Origin of the sequence: Enterococcus avium, assembly GCF_002891025.1 — a bacterium.
GTDB classification, from domain to species: Bacteria; Bacillota; Bacilli; order Lactobacillales; family Enterococcaceae; genus Enterococcus_A; species Enterococcus_A avium.
Window position 1 is genome coordinate 1,837,259 of record NZ_NBSL01000002.1, and the last position, 19,495, is coordinate 1,856,753.

Here is a 19,495-nt window from a genome sequence, read left to right on the forward strand (position 1 = left end):
TTTCGGTCTTTTTCAAAATTCAGAAATAGCACAAAAAAAACTAAAAGGAAGGTTCCCCTCCCTTTTAGTTTTTTTGTGTTATTTGTCACCTAAGATTAATCGCTTGATAATCTCATATAACAAAATGGTTACAGTTCTATACATTAAATATATTGTAATTCTTTTGTTTCTTGATAGGCATGATCAATCAACCCGCCGCCGAGACATTCCATACCATCGTAGAATACAACCGCTTGGCCTGGAGTAATTGCACGAACAGGATCATCAAAAATTACTTCCGCACGATCACCATCCAATAAACGAACCGTTACGGGTACATCTTGCTGACGGTAACGGAACTTCGCTGTGCATTTAAATTCCTTTGGCCGATCTTCATTCGTTGTGAAGTGGATTTCACTGGCATCCAAGCTTGTCGCATATAGTGCTTCATGATGGAAACCTTGACCAACATACAATGTATTGGTAGATAAATCCTTGCCGACGACGAACCATGGATCATTGGTTTTTCCGCCGCCACCGATACCTAAACCTTGACGTTGGCCGATTGTGTAGTACATCAATCCATCGTGTGTACCTTTTTCTTCCCCATCTAAAGTCACCATCTTGCCCTTTTTAGCTGGCAAGTAATTGCTTAAGAATTGTTTGAAGTTCTTTTCCCCGATGAAGCAAACACCGGTTGAATCTTTTTTCTTGGCAGTAGCTAAGCCAGCTCGTTCAGCGATTGCGCGAACTTCTGGTTTTTGCATACCGCCTAAAGGAAACATAGTTTTTGCTAATTGTTCTTGCGAAAGTTGACTCAAGAAATAGGTTTGATCCTTGTTGTTGTCCACACCACGTAGCATGTGAACCACACCGTTTTCGTCTTTTTCGACTTGAGCGTAATGTCCGGTTGCCACATAATCCGCACCTAGTTCCATTGCGTAATCCAAGAAAGCTTTGAATTTGATTTCCTTGTTACACATCACATCTGGGTTCGGTGTGCGGCCTGCACGGTATTCCGCTAAGAAATATTCAAAGACTCGGTCCCAATATTCCTTTTCGAAGTTGACAGAATAATAAGGAATCCCGATTTGGGCAGCGACTTTCGCCACGTCCTTATAATCTTCTGTCGCGGTACAAACACCATTTTCATCAGTGTCGTCCCAATTTTTCATAAAAATGCCGACTACATCGTACCCTTGCTCCTTTAACAACAAAGCAGTTACGGATGAATCGACGCCGCCGCTCATTCCTACGACGACTCTTGTGTTGCTGTTAGACACAGTATCACCATCATTTCAAAATAGATTTCCGAAAACTCTACGATTTGAAGGTCGCAACTTTTCAGTATGACGAATTATACAACATAAATCTTAAATTTTCGATAGATAATTCTTCAGAAAAATTTTATTTGTCTTTTTGTATTGTTTGTATTAATATATACAATACAAAAGGGAGTGAGCATATGATCTTAGAAATTGATCCTCGTTCTGAAGAACCCATTTATTTACAACTACGTAAACAAATCATTATCGGCATCGCTCAAGGTGAATTGCAGCCAAATGAACAGTTACCGACAGTCCGTCAATTTGCGGATGAACTAGGAGTAAATACAATGACTGTTTCAAAAGGCTATCAGCAACTGCGAGAAGAAGGCTACCTGATCACTGATCGTCGTAAAGGAACATTGGTCGCTCCTTTGCCGGTTGCCGCTAAAAAAACTAACGAAGAAAATTTAACATTACTGTTAGCAGAACTTTATTTAGCTGAACCTGATGAAAAAGCAATCCAAGAAAAAGTTCAACAGATTTTGACGAGTTTCGGAAAGGATGAGCGCTGATGTTATCTCCTATTATTTTAGTCATATTGATTTCTTGTAACTTTATCATGGCGTTTACAAATTCTTTAGCCGCTAAGCCGCACAATTATGTTATCGTGGAAAACACCTTTCCTGCTGATAAAATCAATGATCCGCTAGTACTAGTTTTCAGACAAAATTATCGAAAGCGTCAATTTCAACTGGCGTTTCTATTGACTATCTTAGACTTAAGCTTGTTGATCCCTATGAAGGATTCTATTTTTATGCTGCTGTTTTTCATCCTTCTTTATATCACAATCGGTGCTGGATACTTCTTGCAAATTCGTTATATCCGTAAAGGGCATCAATTAATTGTAGACAATAACTGGCAATTAACCCAGCAGCCAATACAAGTCGATACCAAGCTTGTACTTGAGAAAAACCAAAAGCTTGTTTCTCCTTGGTGGTTTGTTCTTTCATTTGTACTCCTGTTTTTATTGACAGTACTTCTTCACCCGCGAGAAATGGGAAGTCTGACTTGGATTCTATTCGGCACAAACATATTTGTTTTACTTTTGTTTCTGGCAGGTTGGTGGGCAATCAGTCGACTGCCTGTGCGAGCTTTGACCAATGATTCAAAAATCAATCGGCAATATAACGATCTGACGAAATTTTACTGGTCAGCATTTATTACAGGTACAAGCTTCTTTGTTCTGTTGATTATTTATCTGCCTTTGATTACTTTGGAATCTAGTCCACGCCTCTTTAACCTATTGACGATTATTGAGTTCTTGGCGATTTTCCTTTTCTGCGGCTTTACCTTGTGGTGGCTGATCCGTTTGCGTAACAAACAGGATCAGTTATTGACACAAACACCCAGCTTTCGTTATACAGGCGATGATTATTATTGGCGCTATGGGATTTACTACAACCCTGATGATCGTCGATTAATGGTTCCTGACCGTATCGGTTTGAATATCACGGTGAATTTAGCACGAATTGGTGGAAAAATTTTTATCGGCTTGCTGCCTATAGTTCTGATAGGTGCTATGGTGATCACCGTTGTTCCTTTATACATTTTAGACTATCATCCCGATCCATTAACCTATGAAATAAAGCAGGAAAGTGTTATTTTGGATGGCCCATTCTACCGGGAACGAAAAATTCCCTACAAGGATATAAAAAAAATGGCTCTGATTGAACGCTTACCACGTGTTGGTATGAAAGTGAACGGACTGGCAACGGAGAATTACGCCATCGGCAGCTTTAAAGTTGCTGGAAAATCCGCCTCTCTTTTCGTGGACTATCAATCAAAACCAATTTTACAAATTCAGACAAAAAATCGAGATTACTATTATACCAACACAGATCCTACTGCTACCAAACAGCTTTATCAAGAAGTTAAGAAGAACCATCAATAAATAAAAAATGATCCCACTCCATTTGCATGAAGTGGGATCAGTTTTTTTATTCAACGACGCCAATCCGATTGATTGGCCAGAAAACAAATTTTACATTAGTCAAAATATCCTTTTGATCGATCATCCCGATGATTCGTCCATCTTTTGAGATACGTCGGTTATCTCCCAGAACAAATAATTGTCCATCAGGAACTCTTTCGTAGCCAAACAAACTTTGCAGATCGAAATCAAAGGTCAATGGCTGACCGTCCGTCAATTTGCCTTTATACTCTTCTAAATATGGCTCATCATATTTCTTTCCATTAATGTAAAGCTGGTCGTCTTTGTAAGCGACGGTATCTCCAGGTAAGCCAATCACACGTTTCACATAATCAGTTCCCGGGTCATCCGGTGCTGGAAAAGTTACCACATCAAAACGATTGATCTCCGCATGTTTCAATCCAAACAGCCGCTCACCATCATTCAGGTTAGGCTTCATTGAATCTCCAATCGCCTCTACAGGTGAAAATACGTAATGCCGTAACGCGATTACCGCACCTATCATAACAACATATAAAAGAACCGTTTTCGCAATTTCTTTAACCTTCACTTTTTTCCTCCCTTATTTAAATATCTCGTATGATCTTTATATTTAATTTACCATAGCAGCTCCGTCATGAAAACAGCCCGTTGCCTTTTTAAGCATTTATTCACTATCAGCATAGTCGTTAAAAAAAGACATCGATTTCTCGATGCCCAGGCTTATTTTAATTTTTTTATCTCTGCTTCTTTGTAATCCGCGATCTCATCGATCAGATTTTCTGAGATAGGTGTGCCAAAAGGTAACGGATCTCTCAAAAAACCGCGTTCCGGTGCATCGACCCCAACATTAATGTCTTCAGCAATCGGCATACTATAGTTGTGAATGTGACCATGAAGGTTGCGAATGTTTAATGTCTTTCCGAGAAGCATTGGATAATGAGTCAAATAATACTGATGATGATTAAATTTTACAATTGCTCCAACATCATGGAACTCAAATTTGTTCTCTCCATTTGCAAGTTTAGGATCATGGGCAGCTAAATATCTAAAAAAGGTCCGTGAATCATGATTCCCTTTGATAAATACAATTTTTCCCGTTAACTGCACTAATTGCTCTAAAATATCCTTAAAACCCTTTTCATATAATGGGTGCATTGCAACATCACCTAAATGATAGACTGTGTCCTTCTCGTTGACAACATTGTTCCAAGCAGTAATCATTTGCTGATTCATTTCTTCGACAGAATCAAATAGACGCGGCGCAAAGTCATTATCGCCTAAAAGATTTTCGTGAAAATAATGGGTATCTGATATAAAATATTTCATTCTAATCACCTACAAAACGAATTCTGATTCATATCTTTATTTTACCATCTCTGCTAAAAAAAAGCGCTGCTTGAGAAAAAGTCAGATTGACAAAGCAGGGAATAAAACTGACAGCTAACAGGCTTATCTGTTTTCTTCTAACAAAGCAAACTGTGAAAAGTTTGACTCACAGCTAACTCGAACAATGGGATTAACTTTTTCAAAAAGCAAAAAAGTTAATTCTATTCTCATCACGCCTATCATCGCACTAAACATCTTGAGAAATAATTTATGCTAAGTCCATTATTTTACTTTCCAACTAATACAAACTGCAAAAAGTGCGACTAAGAAAACCTCAGGAGAAAACCGCTCCTGAGGACTTTTTGTTTAGATAAATCATTTTATTGTCGATCACTGATTCTAAATTCGTATCCAAGTACGTTCTTATAGTATTCTGGATACATCTCTCCACCACATTTTTCGCAATCAAATTGCGGAGCGTTCTCAGGATCAAATGCAACATCTCCTGCATCCAAAAATTGAACTACTTCCTTTGGAATTTTTTCCTTTATCCCACATTCAAGACAAATGTAATGAACCACTCCATTGGAATCGAAGTTTTTTAAAAGCTGCTTCTTTTTCTTTTTCATACTTACGTTTCGATGCTTCTTCCCCAATTTTTTTATTCTCCTCTCGCATGAATCGTTCCGATTCTTTATTCTTCGCATATTTCACTACAAGTCGTCCATTTTTAGACACACTAACTCCACTAAATTCATAATATTCGCCACATCTAGTACATTCCAATGGATTTACTCCGAATTCTTCGGCTATTCGTTCACACCATGATTTTGGTTTAAGTGCTTTCTTCACATTCACAAGCATTCGTTGAATCTCTTTCTGGTAATTACTTAATACTTTTTTCATGATTGTCTTGATCCGCCGACTATAAATGCCGTATCTACGAATTGTTTTGAACTGGTTCTCTGGAATATGACGAATCAGTGCACCAATAAATTCCTCTGCCGACATCGTCTTTATCTTATCCGTGTTAGTTCGTTTATCATGATACTGAAACATCACTATTTTCCCATCGTACAAAAGGATACGATTTAAAGCAATGGGACCACGTTTCATATAACGACTGATATATTCTAATATCTTTTTGAGAGAAGTTCGGCTCCTTTTGGGTGCATGCACGTAAAAACCCTCTGCATTTTTCGTGTACGCCGCTTGTAAAAGCGGCTGGACTCGTGCCTTATCCCATTGGGATAAGGTTCTTCGAATGAGCTTTAGGACCGCATTCTGCCAATATTTCCTCAACATTGCGAACGGAAAATAGTCATAGTCCTTCCATTTTCCATCCTTCGTCAGTCCACCCATGGTGACGACTAAATGAACATGCGGATTGTATTCTAGCTGAGAACCGAAGGTGTGGAGTGTTGCCACAACCCCAGCTTGTATATGGTGCTTTCTAAAAAAATCTAATAGTATCCGTGCAGCTTCATCCATTAATCCTTTTAAAAGCTCCTTACGATACTTCTCCTTCAGAAAAATCTCACGTAAACCTTCATCGATCGTGAAGATGACGTGTCGATGCGTCACTGTAAACAGATCATTCGCCGCAACCTCTGCCCACCGTTGACTTTCCCCAGTTGCACAAGTTGGACAAAATTTCCCTTTACAACGAAAAGCCACTTTCTTTACATCATGGCATCCTTCACAGACAAATAGACGATAACCTTTTTTAAGGTCACCACAATCGCGAAACTTCTTCACTTCTCTTTTCACAACGGATCGAATCCTTCTTGTGTACCTTTGATTGAATTTCTCCCAGTTTTGATATTCATCAAAGAAAATGGCGTGTAAAATATTGGGTTTCATATCTCCAGTTTAATAGGAAAAAGACCAGATGAAAAGCGGTCAAAAGATTGATGTATCAATCCTTTGACCGCTTAAAATGTTATACTTCCTTTAATGTTGACAAAAACAAGGCTGCCAGTTTATACCTGGTAGCCTTGTTTTTGTAAAATTGCTTGATATTTCATTTTAATAATTGTGATGACCGCCTCAAGTTGTGTCAGATCTTCTACTTTGGTCGCATCGAATTCTCTTGTTCGTTTAAAGGATTTTCCTGTATCAATCAAATGAAAGATCTGGTTCCAACGTTCAAATTCAGAAAGATTATTGAGATTTGCAATCGGAAACGCTGCTCCATCACAAATTTCCCACAAACGGAAGATCAAAAAAGCTGTATCGACCACTTCCATTTTTCTTTTTTTCTTTTTACATTGAATGATAACCTTTTCAGGATTATATTTTAGGTACCAATCTAACAGAATAAAAAAAGCTTCCCAGCGATAGCTATCGCGGAACATCTTTTGTGTGTCGGGCATGTCACGAAAAATCAGAGGAATCAAATATTTTTTCTTATATTTCAAACAAGGAATCCCATCGATAAAGTAGTCTACATAGCGAGTTAGATAACTATTCCCTTCATAATCACTGATATAGTAATCTTCGACACCGTATTTTTTTAACTCTTTTGTCAGGTTGGCGCAGTCTTCAATTGAGACGGTCAGCCCCGACAAGAGACGGAAATCAGAAATAATCTTGTGATGCTCGATCGTTTGTATCTTGTGAACCAACTTCTCACCTTCATTTCCAACAATATTCTTACTATCAGTGTACCATAATCTTCTTAATTTGAAGCTTCTTAGCGTTAAAAAGATTCAGAAAAAAAGGTAAATATACTAAATTAGAAGTCGGATTATAATCGATGCCCCTTCGAATTAAGCGTTACCTAAAAATAATATCATTATTTTTAATGATTAAATAACTGATGCTTCTATTTCTTTTAAAATCCTTTTAGCAACCAACGCTTTTCCTCTACTTAAATAGAAAAAAGAAGAAGCTGTGACAAAAATCTTGTCACAGCTTCTTCTTTCGTACAAACGGTGTTCCAGAAATAGCTTCTGTCACAAGCTCTCTCTATGATTAAATTTCTTCTTTAACAAACAATCCGCGATCAATCATACCATCCATCAGAAAGTAAAATTTTTCTTGGACCATTTCTTGTTTTGCATCTTTGAAAATATCTACAGCTTTTAGTCCATTCGCTGTTGTCACTGACATCTTCAAGGTACTGATATCTTTTGCCACCGTAATTTTCAGCTTAAAGCCTTCTTTACTTTGGGGAGTTGCTTGCAATGGACGAATTAATTGGAAATTGCCAGAGCTTGTTTCTGTAAAGCCGTTGTCACGCAATGTATACTTTTTAGCAGTAGGCGCTAATGCATATTGATATTTTGATCCCTTAATCGTTGCTGTCTTTGTAAATGCCATATACTCACCTCATCTTTTTCTTTCACTATTGATTATAAAGATAAGTATCAAGCATTTCAATCCAGATTATCTCTTCTTAGTCAGTTCCTGCAAACTGGTCACTAGCTGTTCTGCGAAATACTCGACTTGCTCCATCGTATTGCCATAGCCAAAGCTTACCCGTACGGATTCTTTTATTTCTGGAGCTTTTTTTCCGTACATTGCTTCTAAAACGTGGGATGGATCAATCGTTCCTGCTGTACAAGCAGATCCAGTGGAAACTGCGATACCTTGCAGGTCTAACTTCATCAGCAACAAATCATTATTGATTCCAGTAAAGCGCAAATTCAAAACATGCGGCAATTTATTATTCAAATCGCCATTCACCTGATGATCAATGTCTGCTTGATCCAATGTCGTTAACACTTTCTGGGTAAACTGTTCATACAACTCACGTCGTTTTTCCCGTTCTTCTTCTGTTAACAATTCAACAGCCTTTGCCATTCCGCAAATGCCAGCTAAATTCTCCGTTCCCGCGCGGCGTTTTTCTTCTTGCTCGCCGCCATGAAGCAATGGCGCTAATTGGGCTTTATCGCTTTTGAACAAAAAGCCGACACCTTTTGGTCCATTGATCTTGTGAGCTGAAATGCTTAGAAAATCAATGCCTAGCTCATGAGGACGAATAGACTGATTTCCATAAGCTTGAACCGCATCGGTGTGGAAATATGCCGGATGATCCTTCAAGCGTTCTCCAATCTCTTTGATAGGCATTAAATTACCGATTTCATTATTGCCGTACATAATTGAAACTAAGATTGTATCTGGACGCAAGCTGGCATCTAAATCCTCTAAAGAAATATTTCCTTTGCGATCTACCGGCAAATACGTTACTTCAAAACCTTGTGTTTCTAAATATTTCATTGTATTGATCACCGCTGGATGTTCAATCTGCGTCGTAATCAAGTGACGGCCTTCCTGCTGGCGAGAAAAGGCTGTTTCCAAAATCGCGGTATTGTCACCTTCTGTCCCGCCACTATTAAAGATAATTTCATGATATTTTACGCCGAGACTTTTACCGATGACTTCCCTCGCCATTTCCAATTTCCCAGCAGCTTGCCGACCAAATAAATGAACACTTGATGGATTACCGAATGTTTCTGTAAGGATTTCCGTCATTGTTGCGACTACTTCTGGATGCATGGGGCTCGTTGCCGCATGATCTAAATATATATTTTCCACAAACTTTCGAACCTTTCCCTCTGCGAAGTTTATTTTAATCGAAAAAAAGAAAAGGGCAATGCTGCCCTTTTACTTAAAATCTTTTTGTTCCATCGTAAATAATGGGCTGACAGATTCATTTTCATGAATTCGTTTCACTGCTTCACCCATCAAATCTGAACAACTGATAATCGACAATTTTTTAGGATGGCGCTCAGGCCCAGTTAGAACAGAATCTGTAATACAAATGTCTTTGATGTCAGCAGCATCTAAATTTTCTTTTGCTGGAGGTGATAACAAACCATGAGAAGCACAAGCGACTACTTCCTTCGCGCCTGCCTTCCTTAACGTTTTCGAAGCATTGGAGAAAACTTCTCCAGTGTTCAAAATGTCGTCTACCATGATACAACAGCGACCTTCTACATCTCCGATCACATACCCAGAATCTGGATTGCCTTCTTCAGCGACATCCACGATCGCGATTGCTGTATCTAAATACTCTGCCAAACTACGGGCGCGTTGAACACCGCTGTTTTTGGGAGAAACTACAACATAGTCATCTCCCACCATTCCACGACGACGATAATAATGCGCAAACAATGGCATCGTAAATAAATTGTCAACTGGAATATCAAAGAAACCTTGGACTTGCACAGTGTGTAAATCAAGGGTCAATACTCTTGTTGCACCTGCGTCTGAAAGTAAATTCGCAATCAATTTTGCTGTGATCGGCTCGTGAGGTTTAGCTGTACGATCTTGTCTAGCATAGCCATAATACGGCAATACAACATTGATCGTTTTTGCACTCGCTCGCTTCAAAGCATCGATCATGATTAATAATTCTAAATAATAATCATTTACTGGCTCATTTGTGGATTGGACTAAATAAACGTCATATCCCCGAACGGTCTCCTCTAAATTAATCGAGATTTCTCCATCACTGAACTGTTTGACCGTACTTTTTCCTAACGGTACGCCACAGACATCGGCGATTTTTTCAGCCAACGGTCTGTTCCCATTAAGACTAAAAATTTTAAATTTATCCTTACTTTCTTCTGACATGGTGTCCCTCCAAGTATTTTTGTACCACCAGTTTAACATATTTTGAGTTATTTGCTGTAGATTTTACTTTTTCAATACGAGGGGAACAACTGATTGTTCGGATTTTGAGCAGAACGTCATTACTATTTTATCTGAGAGACCAATGAAATCGTGCCATTTCCCCACTCCGCCGGAATCACAGCCTCACTCTTTCCCCAATTATCATGAATCTTGTAAAATCTTTGTCCAGCTGAATTCTCCATAAAGCCATGAACGACGACCCAATGATTTTTATAACTGCTGCCCAGCAGCTGCAAAAGACCGATCATGACCGGCTCTCCAGCTGAGATTCGTTTAGTCACCCGCTGCCAAGAACCCGCGACGGTGCCTCTTGCTCGATAAGGAATCCGATAACAGCGAAAGAAACGATTCAAGCCAAGTGAAATCTGTAGCGGAACTGTGGGAAAATCAATCGGCTGTAATAAAGGCTGTAGCGCATGAACGAGCTCTTCGTTCTGAGGACTGTTCTTTTCTCGTAGACCATTTGGCAAGCAGTCTGCATCCAGCTGATCCTGCCAATAAGCCAACAATACACTACTAGCATAGGTGCCGCATAGAAATCCTCGCGGTGTCTTCCAGTCACGATAAATCTCAAAGCTCTCTAACTCGATCCACTGATTGATTGGATAATTCATTTTTTTCACCGCCAAATCATTTTCTTTTGTGTATCTTCTCAAGATATATCATAATGGATTATAACGGAAAGAACTAGAAAAAAGATGGAGGACACTATTTTGGACAAAACAAAAATCAAAGAAGATTTATATGAAGCAGTCAATGGTGAATGGATTGAAAAAGCGACAATCCCCGCAGACAAACCGGCAACGGGCGGTTTTCAGGATCTTGTGGATGGCATCGATGATCTATTAATCACTGATACAAAGAAAATGAGCGAGAATCCTTCCTTGATTCCCAATGATTTAATGAAGGAATACATCGCTTATTTCAATCTAGCCAATGATTATCAAAAACGCGATCAGGACGGTGCGGCACCTATGCTGCCCCTACTTCGACAAGTAGAAGCGTTAAAAGATTTGAATGACTTAGCAGAGCAATTAACTAACTGGGTTCTTGATGGACTGCCTTTACCCTTTGGCGTAGATGTAGACGCTGATATGAAAAATACTAAGATCAATGCTTTATTTGCTGGTGCGCCTAGCTTGATCCTACCAGATAAAACCTATTACGAAGCAGATCATCCGCAAGCGCCGCAGCTTTTGGCGATCTTTAAGGAAATGACGCTGAAATTATTCGACTTGGCTGGTTATGATGCTGCTGCAGCCGAAAAAATCACAGATGAAGCACTTCAATACGATAAATTGTTGGCGCCTCACGTAAAAAGTGCTGAAGAAAATGCCGACTACAGCAAAATGTATAACCCTGAAAGTGGTGAAGAATTTATCCAGCATAGCCAACACCTTGATTTGAAAAACTTATTAATCGGCTTAATCGGCGAAGTTCCAGAAAAGATTATTGTGACCGAGCCGGCGTTTTTCAAAAAACTTGATGAGTTAGTCAATCCAAAAACCTTCCAGCAAATGAAAAGTTGGATGCTGGTCATGACTCTTAATGCATTAACCGCCTATCTCAGCGAAGAATTTCGTCAAGTCGGCGGCATATACAGTCGTGCGCTTTCTGGTGCGCCCGAAGCTCGTCCACAGGAAAAAGCCGCCTTCTATCTAGCATCAGGTCGTTTTGATCAAATTATTGGCGATTATTATGGAAAGAAATACTTCGGTGAACAAGCCAAGAGAGATGTTGAACAAATGGTCCAACGCATGGTAGGCATTTATCAAGATCGCTTGAGCAGCAACACCTGGCTCAGTGAAGCAACTCGTGAGAAGGCCATCATTAAATTGAATACTCTAGGGATTCATGTAGGTTATCCAGAAAAAATCCCAGCAATTTATACGCATTTCAAAGTAACGACAGCAGAAGAAGGCGGAACACTGTTAAGTAATGCCTTGCACTTCAGTCATTTGAAACGTAAAGAGGATTTCAAAAAATGGAACCAGCCTGTCGAACGTGATGAATGGGAAATGAGCGCAGATACGGTCAATGCTTATTATCATCCATTCCGCAATATCATCGTCTTCCCAGCTGCGATTTTGCAGGCGCCATTTTACAGCTTGAAACAATCCAGCAGTGAGAACTTTGGCGGTATCGGAGCTGTGATCGCCCATGAAATCTCTCATGCCTTTGATAACAATGGTTCACTCTTTGATGAGTATGGAAATCTAAACAATTGGTGGACCGAAGAAGATCAAAAGCATTTCCAAGCGTTAGCGGATCAAATGATCGCTGAATTCGACGGTCTAGAAATCGCTGGCGGAAAGGTCAACGGTAAGCTGACAGTCTCAGAAAACATTGCTGATGCAGGTGGTTTGAGCTGTGCTTTAGAAGCCGCAAAGAAAGACAATAATGTGGATCTTGAAGGCTTCTTCATCAACTGGGCAACGATTTGGCGGATGAAGGCTCGGCAGGAATATACCCAATTACTCCTATCAATTGATGTCCATGCGCCAAACAAATTGCGAGCCAATGTCCAAGTGAAAAATCTGGCGGACTTCTATCAAACCTTCGACATCCAGCCTAACGATGCGATGTACTTGGCTCCTGAAAAACGAGTTAGTATTTGGTAAAACAATTTTTTTGCAACAAACGAAAAGGCAGCAGGAAGCTACGACAAGACTTTTGTCACAGCTTCCTGCTGCCTTTATTTTCTTTGTACATACTATTTAATCAAGCTTTTTCTTAATTCCTGTCCCCTCTTCTTCCGCTTCGAATGATTGATAATCTCTTGGCTAACGATTGATTCACACTCAGTCTCAACGATGTCTCGAAAACGGCGAACCCCGTTCTTTTGAAAAATCGTTAATCTCGTTAAAATTTCCATCAATGTAAAAAGTTCCTCGCACGACTTGCAGATGTCCGCATTTTTGCTAAAGGTCAGCTTGTGCTTCTTGCCATTGTCATCTTCAAAAACTGCTTTGAAGGAAAAATAAAAATCCTCCTTTTCCTCAAATGCCTTCTCACGGGATTTTTCAGACCAACTTTTTATCGCATAGGCCAATACTTCGTCAAATTTATCAAATGTAGGAGTTGAGGCAACGCGAAAATACTTCATATCCGGACGAACCAAACGCGTCATCTCAGAAAATTCCGCTCGACTCTTAAATAAACGACTTCGTACAATCTCCCATTCCTCGTATTCAAAGTAATCGTAAAAATATAGACAAAATTCACGCATTCTTTCACTTGGCCTACAGGTTAAAAAAATCTGGCGAATCAAATCCTTACACATGAGGGAATAATCCTCCATCATCATCGCATTGCGCACCAGAAGCGCCATTCCATACTCAATCACCACATCTGCATTTTGCGTTTCTTCGTAGTACTGACGAATTCTCGTTTCTAAAGATTCTCTTTTCATTTGAAACAATTGTCGTTCCTGTAACGGCTGCACGTTCATTCCCCTTTCTGTTTACAAAATACTACAATTTTTCGATCTCATGACGCATACGTTGAAGAAAAGCCGCATCGTCAGCTTCATCCACATAGTAAGTAGTCTTTCTTGTACCGCGGCATTCAGGAAATACCACTTCAGCAAACTTGCGAACACCATTTTCTTCAAAGATTGTTAGCTTTGTCAATATTTCTAACAGCACCAAGAGTTTCTTTCTCGGTATACTGATATCTGCATTTTGAAATTTTAGCTTGTGTTTTTTACCATGTTCGTCTCTGAAAACCGTATGGTACTCATAACCATATCGCTCCTTCTCAGGACGATTTTTTTCATCGTCAACCCAGTAGTTCTCATAAAGCCAATCCCGTTTTTTATTTGTAGGGGCAGATGCTGCTCGAACATACTTCGTTTCAGGTCTAATCCTTCGTGTCCTCTCGGAGAATTCGGCGCGACTTTTGAACAATCGATCCCGCACATTTTCCCACTCATTATAATCAAAGAAATCATAAAAATATAGACAAAACTCACGCATTTTATCTGTTGGTTCTTTTGTTAAGAAAATTTCCTGGATTAAATCTTTGCAGACAAAGGAATAATTGGTCATCGTAATCGCATTAAAAACTAAAATCGCCATACCATATTCGATCACTGATTCTGAATCTTGTGTCTTAGAATAGTATTGCTGGATTCTTTTTTCAAGATTCACACGCTTCATTCTAAACAACTGACGTTCATTTAAAGCTTTCACTGCCATTCTCTTCTCTCACTTTCGCTTAGAATTTTTTACTCTATAATGATACCTCTAAATGAAGCAGAATTTTACCCAAGATTATTTATAAAAAAAAAGATCTAGAATTCTTTTCCCGATGAAATGAAAAGATTGTTTCCTTCTCAAATCTGTGCTAGTATTTTTGCGGGGACTTCCCCAAATAAATCAGAGTAGAAAATAAAGCGTTAAGTGCTGGAGGGATGGGATGTTGTCCTCTGGACGAAAGACTTTGTCTGCGGTTTTATTTTCGCATTCGCTGCATGCAGATGTAGCAGCTCTATAAGGAGATGCTAGAAATGAAAAAACACCTTGATGCTAGAAGCATCACAACTATGGCACTACTGATTGCCATGATGGTCACCCTGTCTCGAATATTAGGAATCGAGACGCAATTTCTTAAGGTCAGCTTTACCTTCATCCCAGAGATTATTATGGGAATGCTCTTTGGTCCATTTTGGACAGGCATTGGTTCTGTAATCGCTGATTTTGTAGGAATGTCGCTATTTGCAAAAGCACCCTTTTTCATCGGTTTTACCATCAACGCCTTTCTAGAAGGAGCCATCTATGGATACTTTTTCTACAAGAAAGAGATTACTTGGAAAAACTCGATTCAGTCAGTGCTGGTAACAACGATCGTGATTAACCTGATATTAACACCTTTATGGTTAGCCATGATGTATCATGTCCCATTGAATAGCTGGTTAATCTGGGCACCACGCTTAATCAAAACAGCAATTTGGATTCCTATTCAAGCGGTTATTACCTATTTCTTAGGTGGCGTATTACCCTATAAACAATGGATTGCTCGATTCAATCGTGCACACTAATTCTTTACAAATGATTACGTTTATGTGAAAGTAGTTATACAATTCACAGCATATAATCCTTTAGAGACTGTCTTATCCCATAGACAGTCTCTATTTTTGTGTTATATTTCCCAAGCATAAAAATCGTAAAACGTTATATAAAGCGCTATGATGAGAAAAATTTAATAAGAAAGCTGGGAGAAAAATGAAAAAATCTGACGTTTTAATTGTCCCTAAAGACCGCTCACTGTACTTTTTCCCCGCCATCTCTGAGATGAGTGTTTGCTCGGGGAAAGAGTTACTTGCAGCAAATAACGAATATTTACGCCAATACTTGAAAGACTTTCAACTAATTATATTTTTAGATTACGGTTTTGAACCAGAAATGGCCGCCAAGATTCGTCCTTTCACAAAAGCTAAGATTGTTCTATTTTTCTGGAATCACTTCAAATTGGAGCATTATCGCAAATTGAATGCCTCACAAAAAGAACCTGCGATCAATGAAATTTATCATTTCGATCCATTAGAGGCACGAGATCTAGGCTTGAAGCATAATAGTTCCTTTTACACTCAGTCTGTTGGCGAGCCGCTTAATGAAACGGATTATGATATCTTTTTTGGTGCCAATGATAATGGCCGAAAGCAGCAAGCAATGGAGCTTAAGAATCGCTTCGAATCACTAGGCCTTTCTACCTTCTATCATATTCTGCCTAATCGCGGTAATGAACAAGCCGGTTACCTACCCTATAGTGAATATCTAAAATTGGTCAAGCGTAGTAACGGTATTCTGGAAATCCTACGTGCTGGACAATATGGGGTCACTCTTCGAACCTTTGAATCACTTTTCCTACAAAAGAAGCTAATTACCGCCAATGAGATGTTGCCTTTTTACCGACTTTACGATCCGAGAAATGTCTTTATGCTGGAAACAGATCTTAGCCAATTGACCGCTTTCTTGAATATTCCCTACCAGCCTGCCGATCAAGTGCTACTTGATTTCTTTGAAGCAAAAAATTGGGTCAAACGCTTTGTAGATTACGATCCGAAGCTATTTGAAGAATTCGAATATTATCCTGAGTTGATGAGGCATGCAAGTGCGCTGTAGCACTTTGTTGCTCATTTCAAGAGGCCCGTCAATTTCAAGAATAAGAAGGAAATTCCGAAACTTGCCAAGAAAATCAGTGACATAGGAACTGATGTCGGATGGTCCTGGTCGGCGCTTCTCAAATTTTTATGGCTTATTTCCCTAGTCGCTACTGATATGCCGCCATTTACTCGTAAATAGGAGCTGATCCGAAAGACTAAAAGACTTTCAGATCAGCTCCGTGTTTATTTGCAGTATTTTTGATAGTTAACAGTAAAACCTTCTATAAGAAAAAGAGTTAGAAAAAGGAGCAATCTCGCTTTCTACTAGTTTACTCGCGATTTCCATCATCGATTTCTTTTATAACACTTCCAAAATCGAACGTAGCTCATCAACAGATACCTGCCCTGGAGCTGAGGCCTTTTTCGCTGCGCCGAATGTTGCTGATGAGCCAAACGTTGCACCGGATACGCGACTGACTACTCCTAAACTTCCCATAGACATGGTAATTAGCGGACGGTCAGCATGTTTATGATACATTTCCTGTGTCGCATCCAGCAGGGTGATCACATCGGCAGTTGTTTGCGGCATCACTGCGATCTTACAGATATCTGCACCCAGCTCCTGCATTTTGCATAGACGCTCAATTATTACTTCTTTTGCTGGTGTCTTATCGAAGTCATGGTTGCACATAATGATTTTTTTATTTTTTTCATGAGCTAGTTCAATTGTTTGGCCTACACCTACCGCTGGCATGAATAATTCCACATCCAATAGGTCAAAGCTGCCTTCATTTAATAATACACGATACATCTCAAAATACTTCTCATCCGAAAGAGCCAGCTCACCGCCCTCTTGCTTTGTTCTAAATGTTACTAATAACGGCTTATTCAAAATTTTCTTAACCTGCTTTGAAAATTGAGCCGCAGCGGAAAAATCCAAGATGTCCTCATAGAAATCAATCCGCCACTCAACGATATCGCAATCGACCGTCGCAACAAATTCTGCTTCCTGAATGATTTCTTCTTTTGTTCTACCTACTAGAGGTACAATGATTTTCGGTTTTCCTTCACCTAATGTGACCGTATCAATCGTTACAGTTTTCATTCACATCTCTCCTAATCTCAACATTCATTCTATCCTACTGATAAACAGCCGTTACGGTCTGCTGTTGCAACAACGTTTGTTTTGTTCTCTTATCCTCCAGAAGTTCAATCGTCTTTAAGATATCTCTGGCTTCTCGAGTTCCTTCGATGATTCTTCGTGCGACCTTACTATCTCCTATGTTTACTAATGGAATATCCTCTGCTAGTGCATACGCCTGTAATTCTGGCAGCAACGGTGCATCAGCACGCATTCCAAGACAGATAAAACCCAAATCAAAATTCAAATTTATCATACAACCGTTCTCATCTTCAACCAGAAAGTCAGACTTGTTAACCTGTGTTAGTTTTGTAGAAGTATAAACATTTACCTTATACTTTTCAACAATTTCCATCATTGCCAGCTTCGTGATCAGATCCAGATCTTTTCCTAATTCTCGTTGCATTTCAACGATACTGACCTTCGCGGCACCGCGTTCTGCATAATATTCCACAACATCCAGTCCAACTGCCCCGCCACCAATCACGACAATTTCCTTACCCTTGAACTCTTGAAAATTATCCATTCCATTCAGGAGATCAAAAATTGAAAACACTTTGCGATCCGCTTTTGCCAGCTCTTCATGTAAGCCATTGATTGGAGGTAGCAATGGTTTTGCTCCAGTGGCGTTAACAATAATATCCGGCTTAATAGATTCCAGAGCCGCTGGATTGAATGGTCGATTCTTGTGAATTTTCAGATTCGGCAATTCTTGACAACGATTGATTTGATAGCTGATAAAATCATTGATTCTTTTTTTATCCGGTAAGCGAGAAATCTCCTGCCCCAGTCCGCCTAAGTAATCCTTTGCTTCAAACAGCTCAACCATAACACCAACTTCGGCTGCCGTTGCAGCAGCTTCCAATCCTGCTGTTCCGCCGCCAATCACTACCATTTTAGTTGGATTTTTTACTGGCCGCAGCTTGTATTGATCCTCATAATGTAAATCTGGATTTACCGTACAGCGAATAGGTCGTGCTTTGACGATACGATGGTCGGCACAGCCGATATTACAGGATATACACTTTCTTAGTAATCCTTCCTTACCTGAAGCCACCTTATTGACCCAATTTGGTTCTGCAATCAATCCACGACCCATCGCCAATAGATCAGCTTCCCCTTTTTCAAGAATTGCCGTTGCTTGTTTCGGGTCACGAATATTTCCTGAAGTCATGACCACCTTCTCTGGATAACGCTCTTTAACTTCCTTCGCCATAAAGCTCCGCCAACCGTCTGCCAGATTCATCTTATCAATTTGGTATTGCAGGCTGTCATTCAAAGCCGCTGACACATTCAAGATATCAACTTTATCCACAAAATAATCCAATATCTCCAAGGTATCTTGAACAGAATTGCCTCCCGGTAACAGTTCATCCGCACTGAAACGCAAAGCAATCGGAAATTGCGGTCCGACACGTTTCCGCACCGCATCCAGAACCAAACAAGTCAGCCGGGCACGATTTTCAGGAGAACCGCCAAACTCATCCGTACGCTTATTGTAAATCGGCGATAGGAATTGACTAAGCAAATAGGAATGCCCTGCATGGATTTCAACACAGTCAAAGCCTGAACGCTGTGCACGATCTGCCGCTTCAGCATACTTATCGATAATGGCATAAATTTCTTCTGTAGTCAGAGGACGCGGTACTGGATTACCCTTTTTACTAGGAACATTCGAAGCCGAAACTGGCTGATTTCCTTCCAAACGCAGGCCATAAGCAGAAGCACCAGCATGATTAAGCTGTACAGAAGTCGCCGCGCCATAAGCATGCATCCGTTCATTAAAGTTCCACAAGCCAGAAATATACTGGTCGTTGTCCATCCGCAACTGACGGGCGCCATTCGTGCCCATCGGATAATCGATGCAGGCATTTTCTAGAGTAATTAGTCCGACGCCACCCTTAGCTCGTTGTTCATAATACGCTAAATGAGGAATACAGAAGGTCCCATCCATATTCGCAAAATTTGTGCCCATCGGCGGCATCACGACTCTGTTTTTCACTGTCATCCGCTTGATTGTCAGCGGCTCAAAAATTTTTTTATATTTCTCGTTCATACGA

19 protein-coding genes and 1 riboswitch are annotated in these 19,495 nt (G+C 39.8%); of the genes, 5 read left to right on the forward strand and 14 right to left on the reverse strand.

What is annotated here, in order from left to right; genetic code table 11:
* Window positions 1-143: 143 nt before the first annotated feature.
* The gene (gene mnmA / locus AUF14_RS09355; protein ID WP_034876776.1) at window positions 144-1,262 is read right to left on the reverse strand and encodes a tRNA 2-thiouridine(34) synthase MnmA; all 1,119 of its coding nucleotides are present in this window, start codon (window positions 1,260-1,262) and stop codon (window positions 144-146) included.
* 182 nt (window positions 1,263-1,444) lie between these two features.
* Between mnmA and AUF14_RS09360 the strand changes: the two genes are divergently transcribed.
* Entirely contained in the window at window positions 1,445-1,819 is a 375-nt protein-coding gene (locus tag AUF14_RS09360) for a GntR family transcriptional regulator (RefSeq protein WP_049221065.1), read from the forward strand.
* Window positions 1,819-3,198, forward strand: coding sequence for a PH domain-containing protein (locus AUF14_RS09365; RefSeq protein WP_049221063.1), 1,380 nt, complete (start codon window positions 1,819-1,821; stop codon window positions 3,196-3,198). Before AUF14_RS09360 ends, AUF14_RS09365 begins: the two co-directional genes overlap by 1 nt.
* A gap of 46 nt (window positions 3,199-3,244) precedes the next feature.
* Here the strand turns inward: AUF14_RS09365 and lepB are convergent, their stop codons facing one another.
* The 9 genes from lepB to AUF14_RS09410 all read right to left on the reverse strand — a co-directional run bounded on the left by lepB (window position 3,245) and on the right by AUF14_RS09410 (window position 10,802).
* Complete coding sequence (lepB, locus tag AUF14_RS09370; protein WP_049221062.1) at window positions 3,245-3,787, reverse strand: signal peptidase I; 543 nt, start codon at window positions 3,785-3,787, stop codon at window positions 3,245-3,247.
* Window positions 3,788-3,939: 152 nt separating this feature from the next.
* The gene (locus tag AUF14_RS09375) at window positions 3,940-4,545 is read right to left on the reverse strand and encodes a metallophosphoesterase family protein (protein ID WP_049221060.1); all 606 of its coding nucleotides are present in this window, start codon (window positions 4,543-4,545) and stop codon (window positions 3,940-3,942) included.
* Between the two features lie 380 nt (window positions 4,546-4,925).
* Window positions 4,926-5,126, reverse strand: a complete 201-nt coding sequence (locus tag AUF14_RS09380; protein WP_040005624.1) for a hypothetical protein — start codon at window positions 5,124-5,126, stop codon at window positions 4,926-4,928.
* The gene (locus tag AUF14_RS09385; protein ID WP_071879978.1) at window positions 5,104-6,408 is read right to left on the reverse strand and encodes an IS91 family transposase; all 1,305 of its coding nucleotides are present in this window, start codon (window positions 6,406-6,408) and stop codon (window positions 5,104-5,106) included. The genes AUF14_RS09380 and AUF14_RS09385 overlap by 23 nt, the downstream gene beginning before the upstream one ends.
* A 119-nt stretch (window positions 6,409-6,527) precedes the next feature.
* On the reverse strand, window positions 6,528-7,172 hold the full coding sequence (locus AUF14_RS09390; protein WP_016181406.1) for a hypothetical protein: 645 nt from the start codon (window positions 7,170-7,172) through the stop codon (window positions 6,528-6,530).
* Between the two features lie 349 nt (window positions 7,173-7,521).
* The gene (locus tag AUF14_RS09395) at window positions 7,522-7,869 is read right to left on the reverse strand and encodes a DUF1831 domain-containing protein (RefSeq protein WP_016181405.1); all 348 of its coding nucleotides are present in this window, start codon (window positions 7,867-7,869) and stop codon (window positions 7,522-7,524) included.
* 66 nt (window positions 7,870-7,935) lie between these two features.
* Window positions 7,936-9,087: a cysteine desulfurase family protein gene (locus AUF14_RS09400; protein WP_049221056.1), complete on the reverse strand. Its 1,152-nt coding sequence runs from the start codon at window positions 9,085-9,087 to the stop codon at window positions 7,936-7,938.
* A gap of 69 nt (window positions 9,088-9,156) precedes the next feature.
* A complete protein-coding gene (locus tag AUF14_RS09405; RefSeq protein WP_016181403.1) occupies window positions 9,157-10,128 on the reverse strand; it encodes a ribose-phosphate diphosphokinase in 972 nt (323 codons plus the stop codon).
* Between the two features lie 122 nt (window positions 10,129-10,250).
* A complete protein-coding gene (locus AUF14_RS09410; RefSeq protein ID WP_049221055.1) occupies window positions 10,251-10,802 on the reverse strand; it encodes a hypothetical protein in 552 nt (183 codons plus the stop codon).
* 99 nt (window positions 10,803-10,901) lie between these two features.
* Between AUF14_RS09410 and AUF14_RS09415 the strand changes: the two genes are divergently transcribed.
* Window positions 10,902-12,809 (forward strand): M13 family metallopeptidase, encoded by a 1,908-nt coding sequence (locus tag AUF14_RS09415; protein WP_049221053.1) that lies wholly within the window; start codon window positions 10,902-10,904, stop codon window positions 12,807-12,809.
* 92 nt (window positions 12,810-12,901) lie between these two features.
* Here the strand turns inward: AUF14_RS09415 and AUF14_RS09420 are convergent, their stop codons facing one another.
* Window positions 12,902-13,639, reverse strand: a complete 738-nt coding sequence (locus AUF14_RS09420) for a hypothetical protein (RefSeq protein ID WP_218064590.1) — start codon at window positions 13,637-13,639, stop codon at window positions 12,902-12,904.
* 22 nt (window positions 13,640-13,661) lie between these two features.
* On the reverse strand, window positions 13,662-14,387 hold the full coding sequence (locus tag AUF14_RS09425) for a hypothetical protein (protein WP_016181399.1): 726 nt from the start codon (window positions 14,385-14,387) through the stop codon (window positions 13,662-13,664).
* A gap of 179 nt (window positions 14,388-14,566) precedes the next feature.
* Window positions 14,567-14,663: riboswitch (THF riboswitch) on the forward strand.
* 35 nt (window positions 14,664-14,698) lie between these two features.
* Between AUF14_RS09425 and AUF14_RS09430 the strand changes: the two genes are divergently transcribed.
* A complete protein-coding gene (locus AUF14_RS09430) occupies window positions 14,699-15,229 on the forward strand; it encodes a folate family ECF transporter S component (protein ID WP_016181398.1) in 531 nt (176 codons plus the stop codon).
* Between the two features lie 184 nt (window positions 15,230-15,413).
* Window positions 15,414-16,313: a hypothetical protein gene (locus AUF14_RS09435; protein WP_016181397.1), complete on the forward strand. Its 900-nt coding sequence runs from the start codon at window positions 15,414-15,416 to the stop codon at window positions 16,311-16,313.
* A gap of 339 nt (window positions 16,314-16,652) precedes the next feature.
* Here AUF14_RS09435 and aroD read toward each other — a convergent pair whose 3' ends face one another.
* Both aroD and AUF14_RS09445 read right to left on the reverse strand, forming a co-directional pair.
* A complete protein-coding gene (aroD, locus tag AUF14_RS09440; RefSeq protein WP_016181396.1) occupies window positions 16,653-17,399 on the reverse strand; it encodes a type I 3-dehydroquinate dehydratase in 747 nt (248 codons plus the stop codon).
* A 34-nt stretch (window positions 17,400-17,433) separates the two neighbouring features.
* Window positions 17,434-19,491, reverse strand: coding sequence for an oxidoreductase (locus AUF14_RS09445; RefSeq protein ID WP_102866015.1), 2,058 nt, complete (start codon window positions 19,489-19,491; stop codon window positions 17,434-17,436).
* Window positions 19,492-19,495 lie beyond the last annotated feature (4 nt).

Excerpts from the sequence above, each read along its gene's own strand:
- aroD (WP_016181396.1), bottom strand. The coding sequence starts at position 17,399 with ATGAAAACTGTAACGATTGATACGGTCACATTAGGTGAAGGAAAACCG.
- AUF14_RS09430 (WP_016181398.1), top strand. The coding sequence starts at position 14,699 with ATGAAAAAACACCTTGATGCTAGAAGCATCACAACTATGGCACTACTG.
- AUF14_RS09395 (WP_016181405.1), bottom strand. The coding sequence starts at position 7,869 with ATGGCATTTACAAAGACAGCAACGATTAAGGGATCAAAATATCAATAT.
- AUF14_RS09365 (WP_049221063.1), top strand. The coding sequence starts at position 1,819 with ATGTTATCTCCTATTATTTTAGTCATATTGATTTCTTGTAACTTTATC.
- AUF14_RS09360 (WP_049221065.1), top strand. The coding sequence starts at position 1,445 with ATGATCTTAGAAATTGATCCTCGTTCTGAAGAACCCATTTATTTACAA.
- AUF14_RS09445 (WP_102866015.1), bottom strand. The coding sequence starts at position 19,491 with ATGAACGAGAAATATAAAAAAATTTTTGAGCCGCTGACAATCAAGCGG.
- AUF14_RS09435 (WP_016181397.1), top strand. The coding sequence starts at position 15,414 with ATGAAAAAATCTGACGTTTTAATTGTCCCTAAAGACCGCTCACTGTAC.
- AUF14_RS09425 (WP_016181399.1), bottom strand. The coding sequence starts at position 14,387 with ATGGCAGTGAAAGCTTTAAATGAACGTCAGTTGTTTAGAATGAAGCGT.
- AUF14_RS09385 (WP_071879978.1), bottom strand. The coding sequence starts at position 6,408 with ATGAAACCCAATATTTTACACGCCATTTTCTTTGATGAATATCAAAAC.
- AUF14_RS09375 (WP_049221060.1), bottom strand. The coding sequence starts at position 4,545 with ATGAAATATTTTATATCAGATACCCATTATTTTCACGAAAATCTTTTA.
- AUF14_RS09405 (WP_016181403.1), bottom strand. The coding sequence starts at position 10,128 with ATGTCAGAAGAAAGTAAGGATAAATTTAAAATTTTTAGTCTTAATGGG.
- AUF14_RS09420 (WP_218064590.1), bottom strand. The coding sequence starts at position 13,639 with ATGAACGTGCAGCCGTTACAGGAACGACAATTGTTTCAAATGAAAAGA.
- AUF14_RS09410 (WP_049221055.1), bottom strand. The coding sequence starts at position 10,802 with ATGAATTATCCAATCAATCAGTGGATCGAGTTAGAGAGCTTTGAGATT.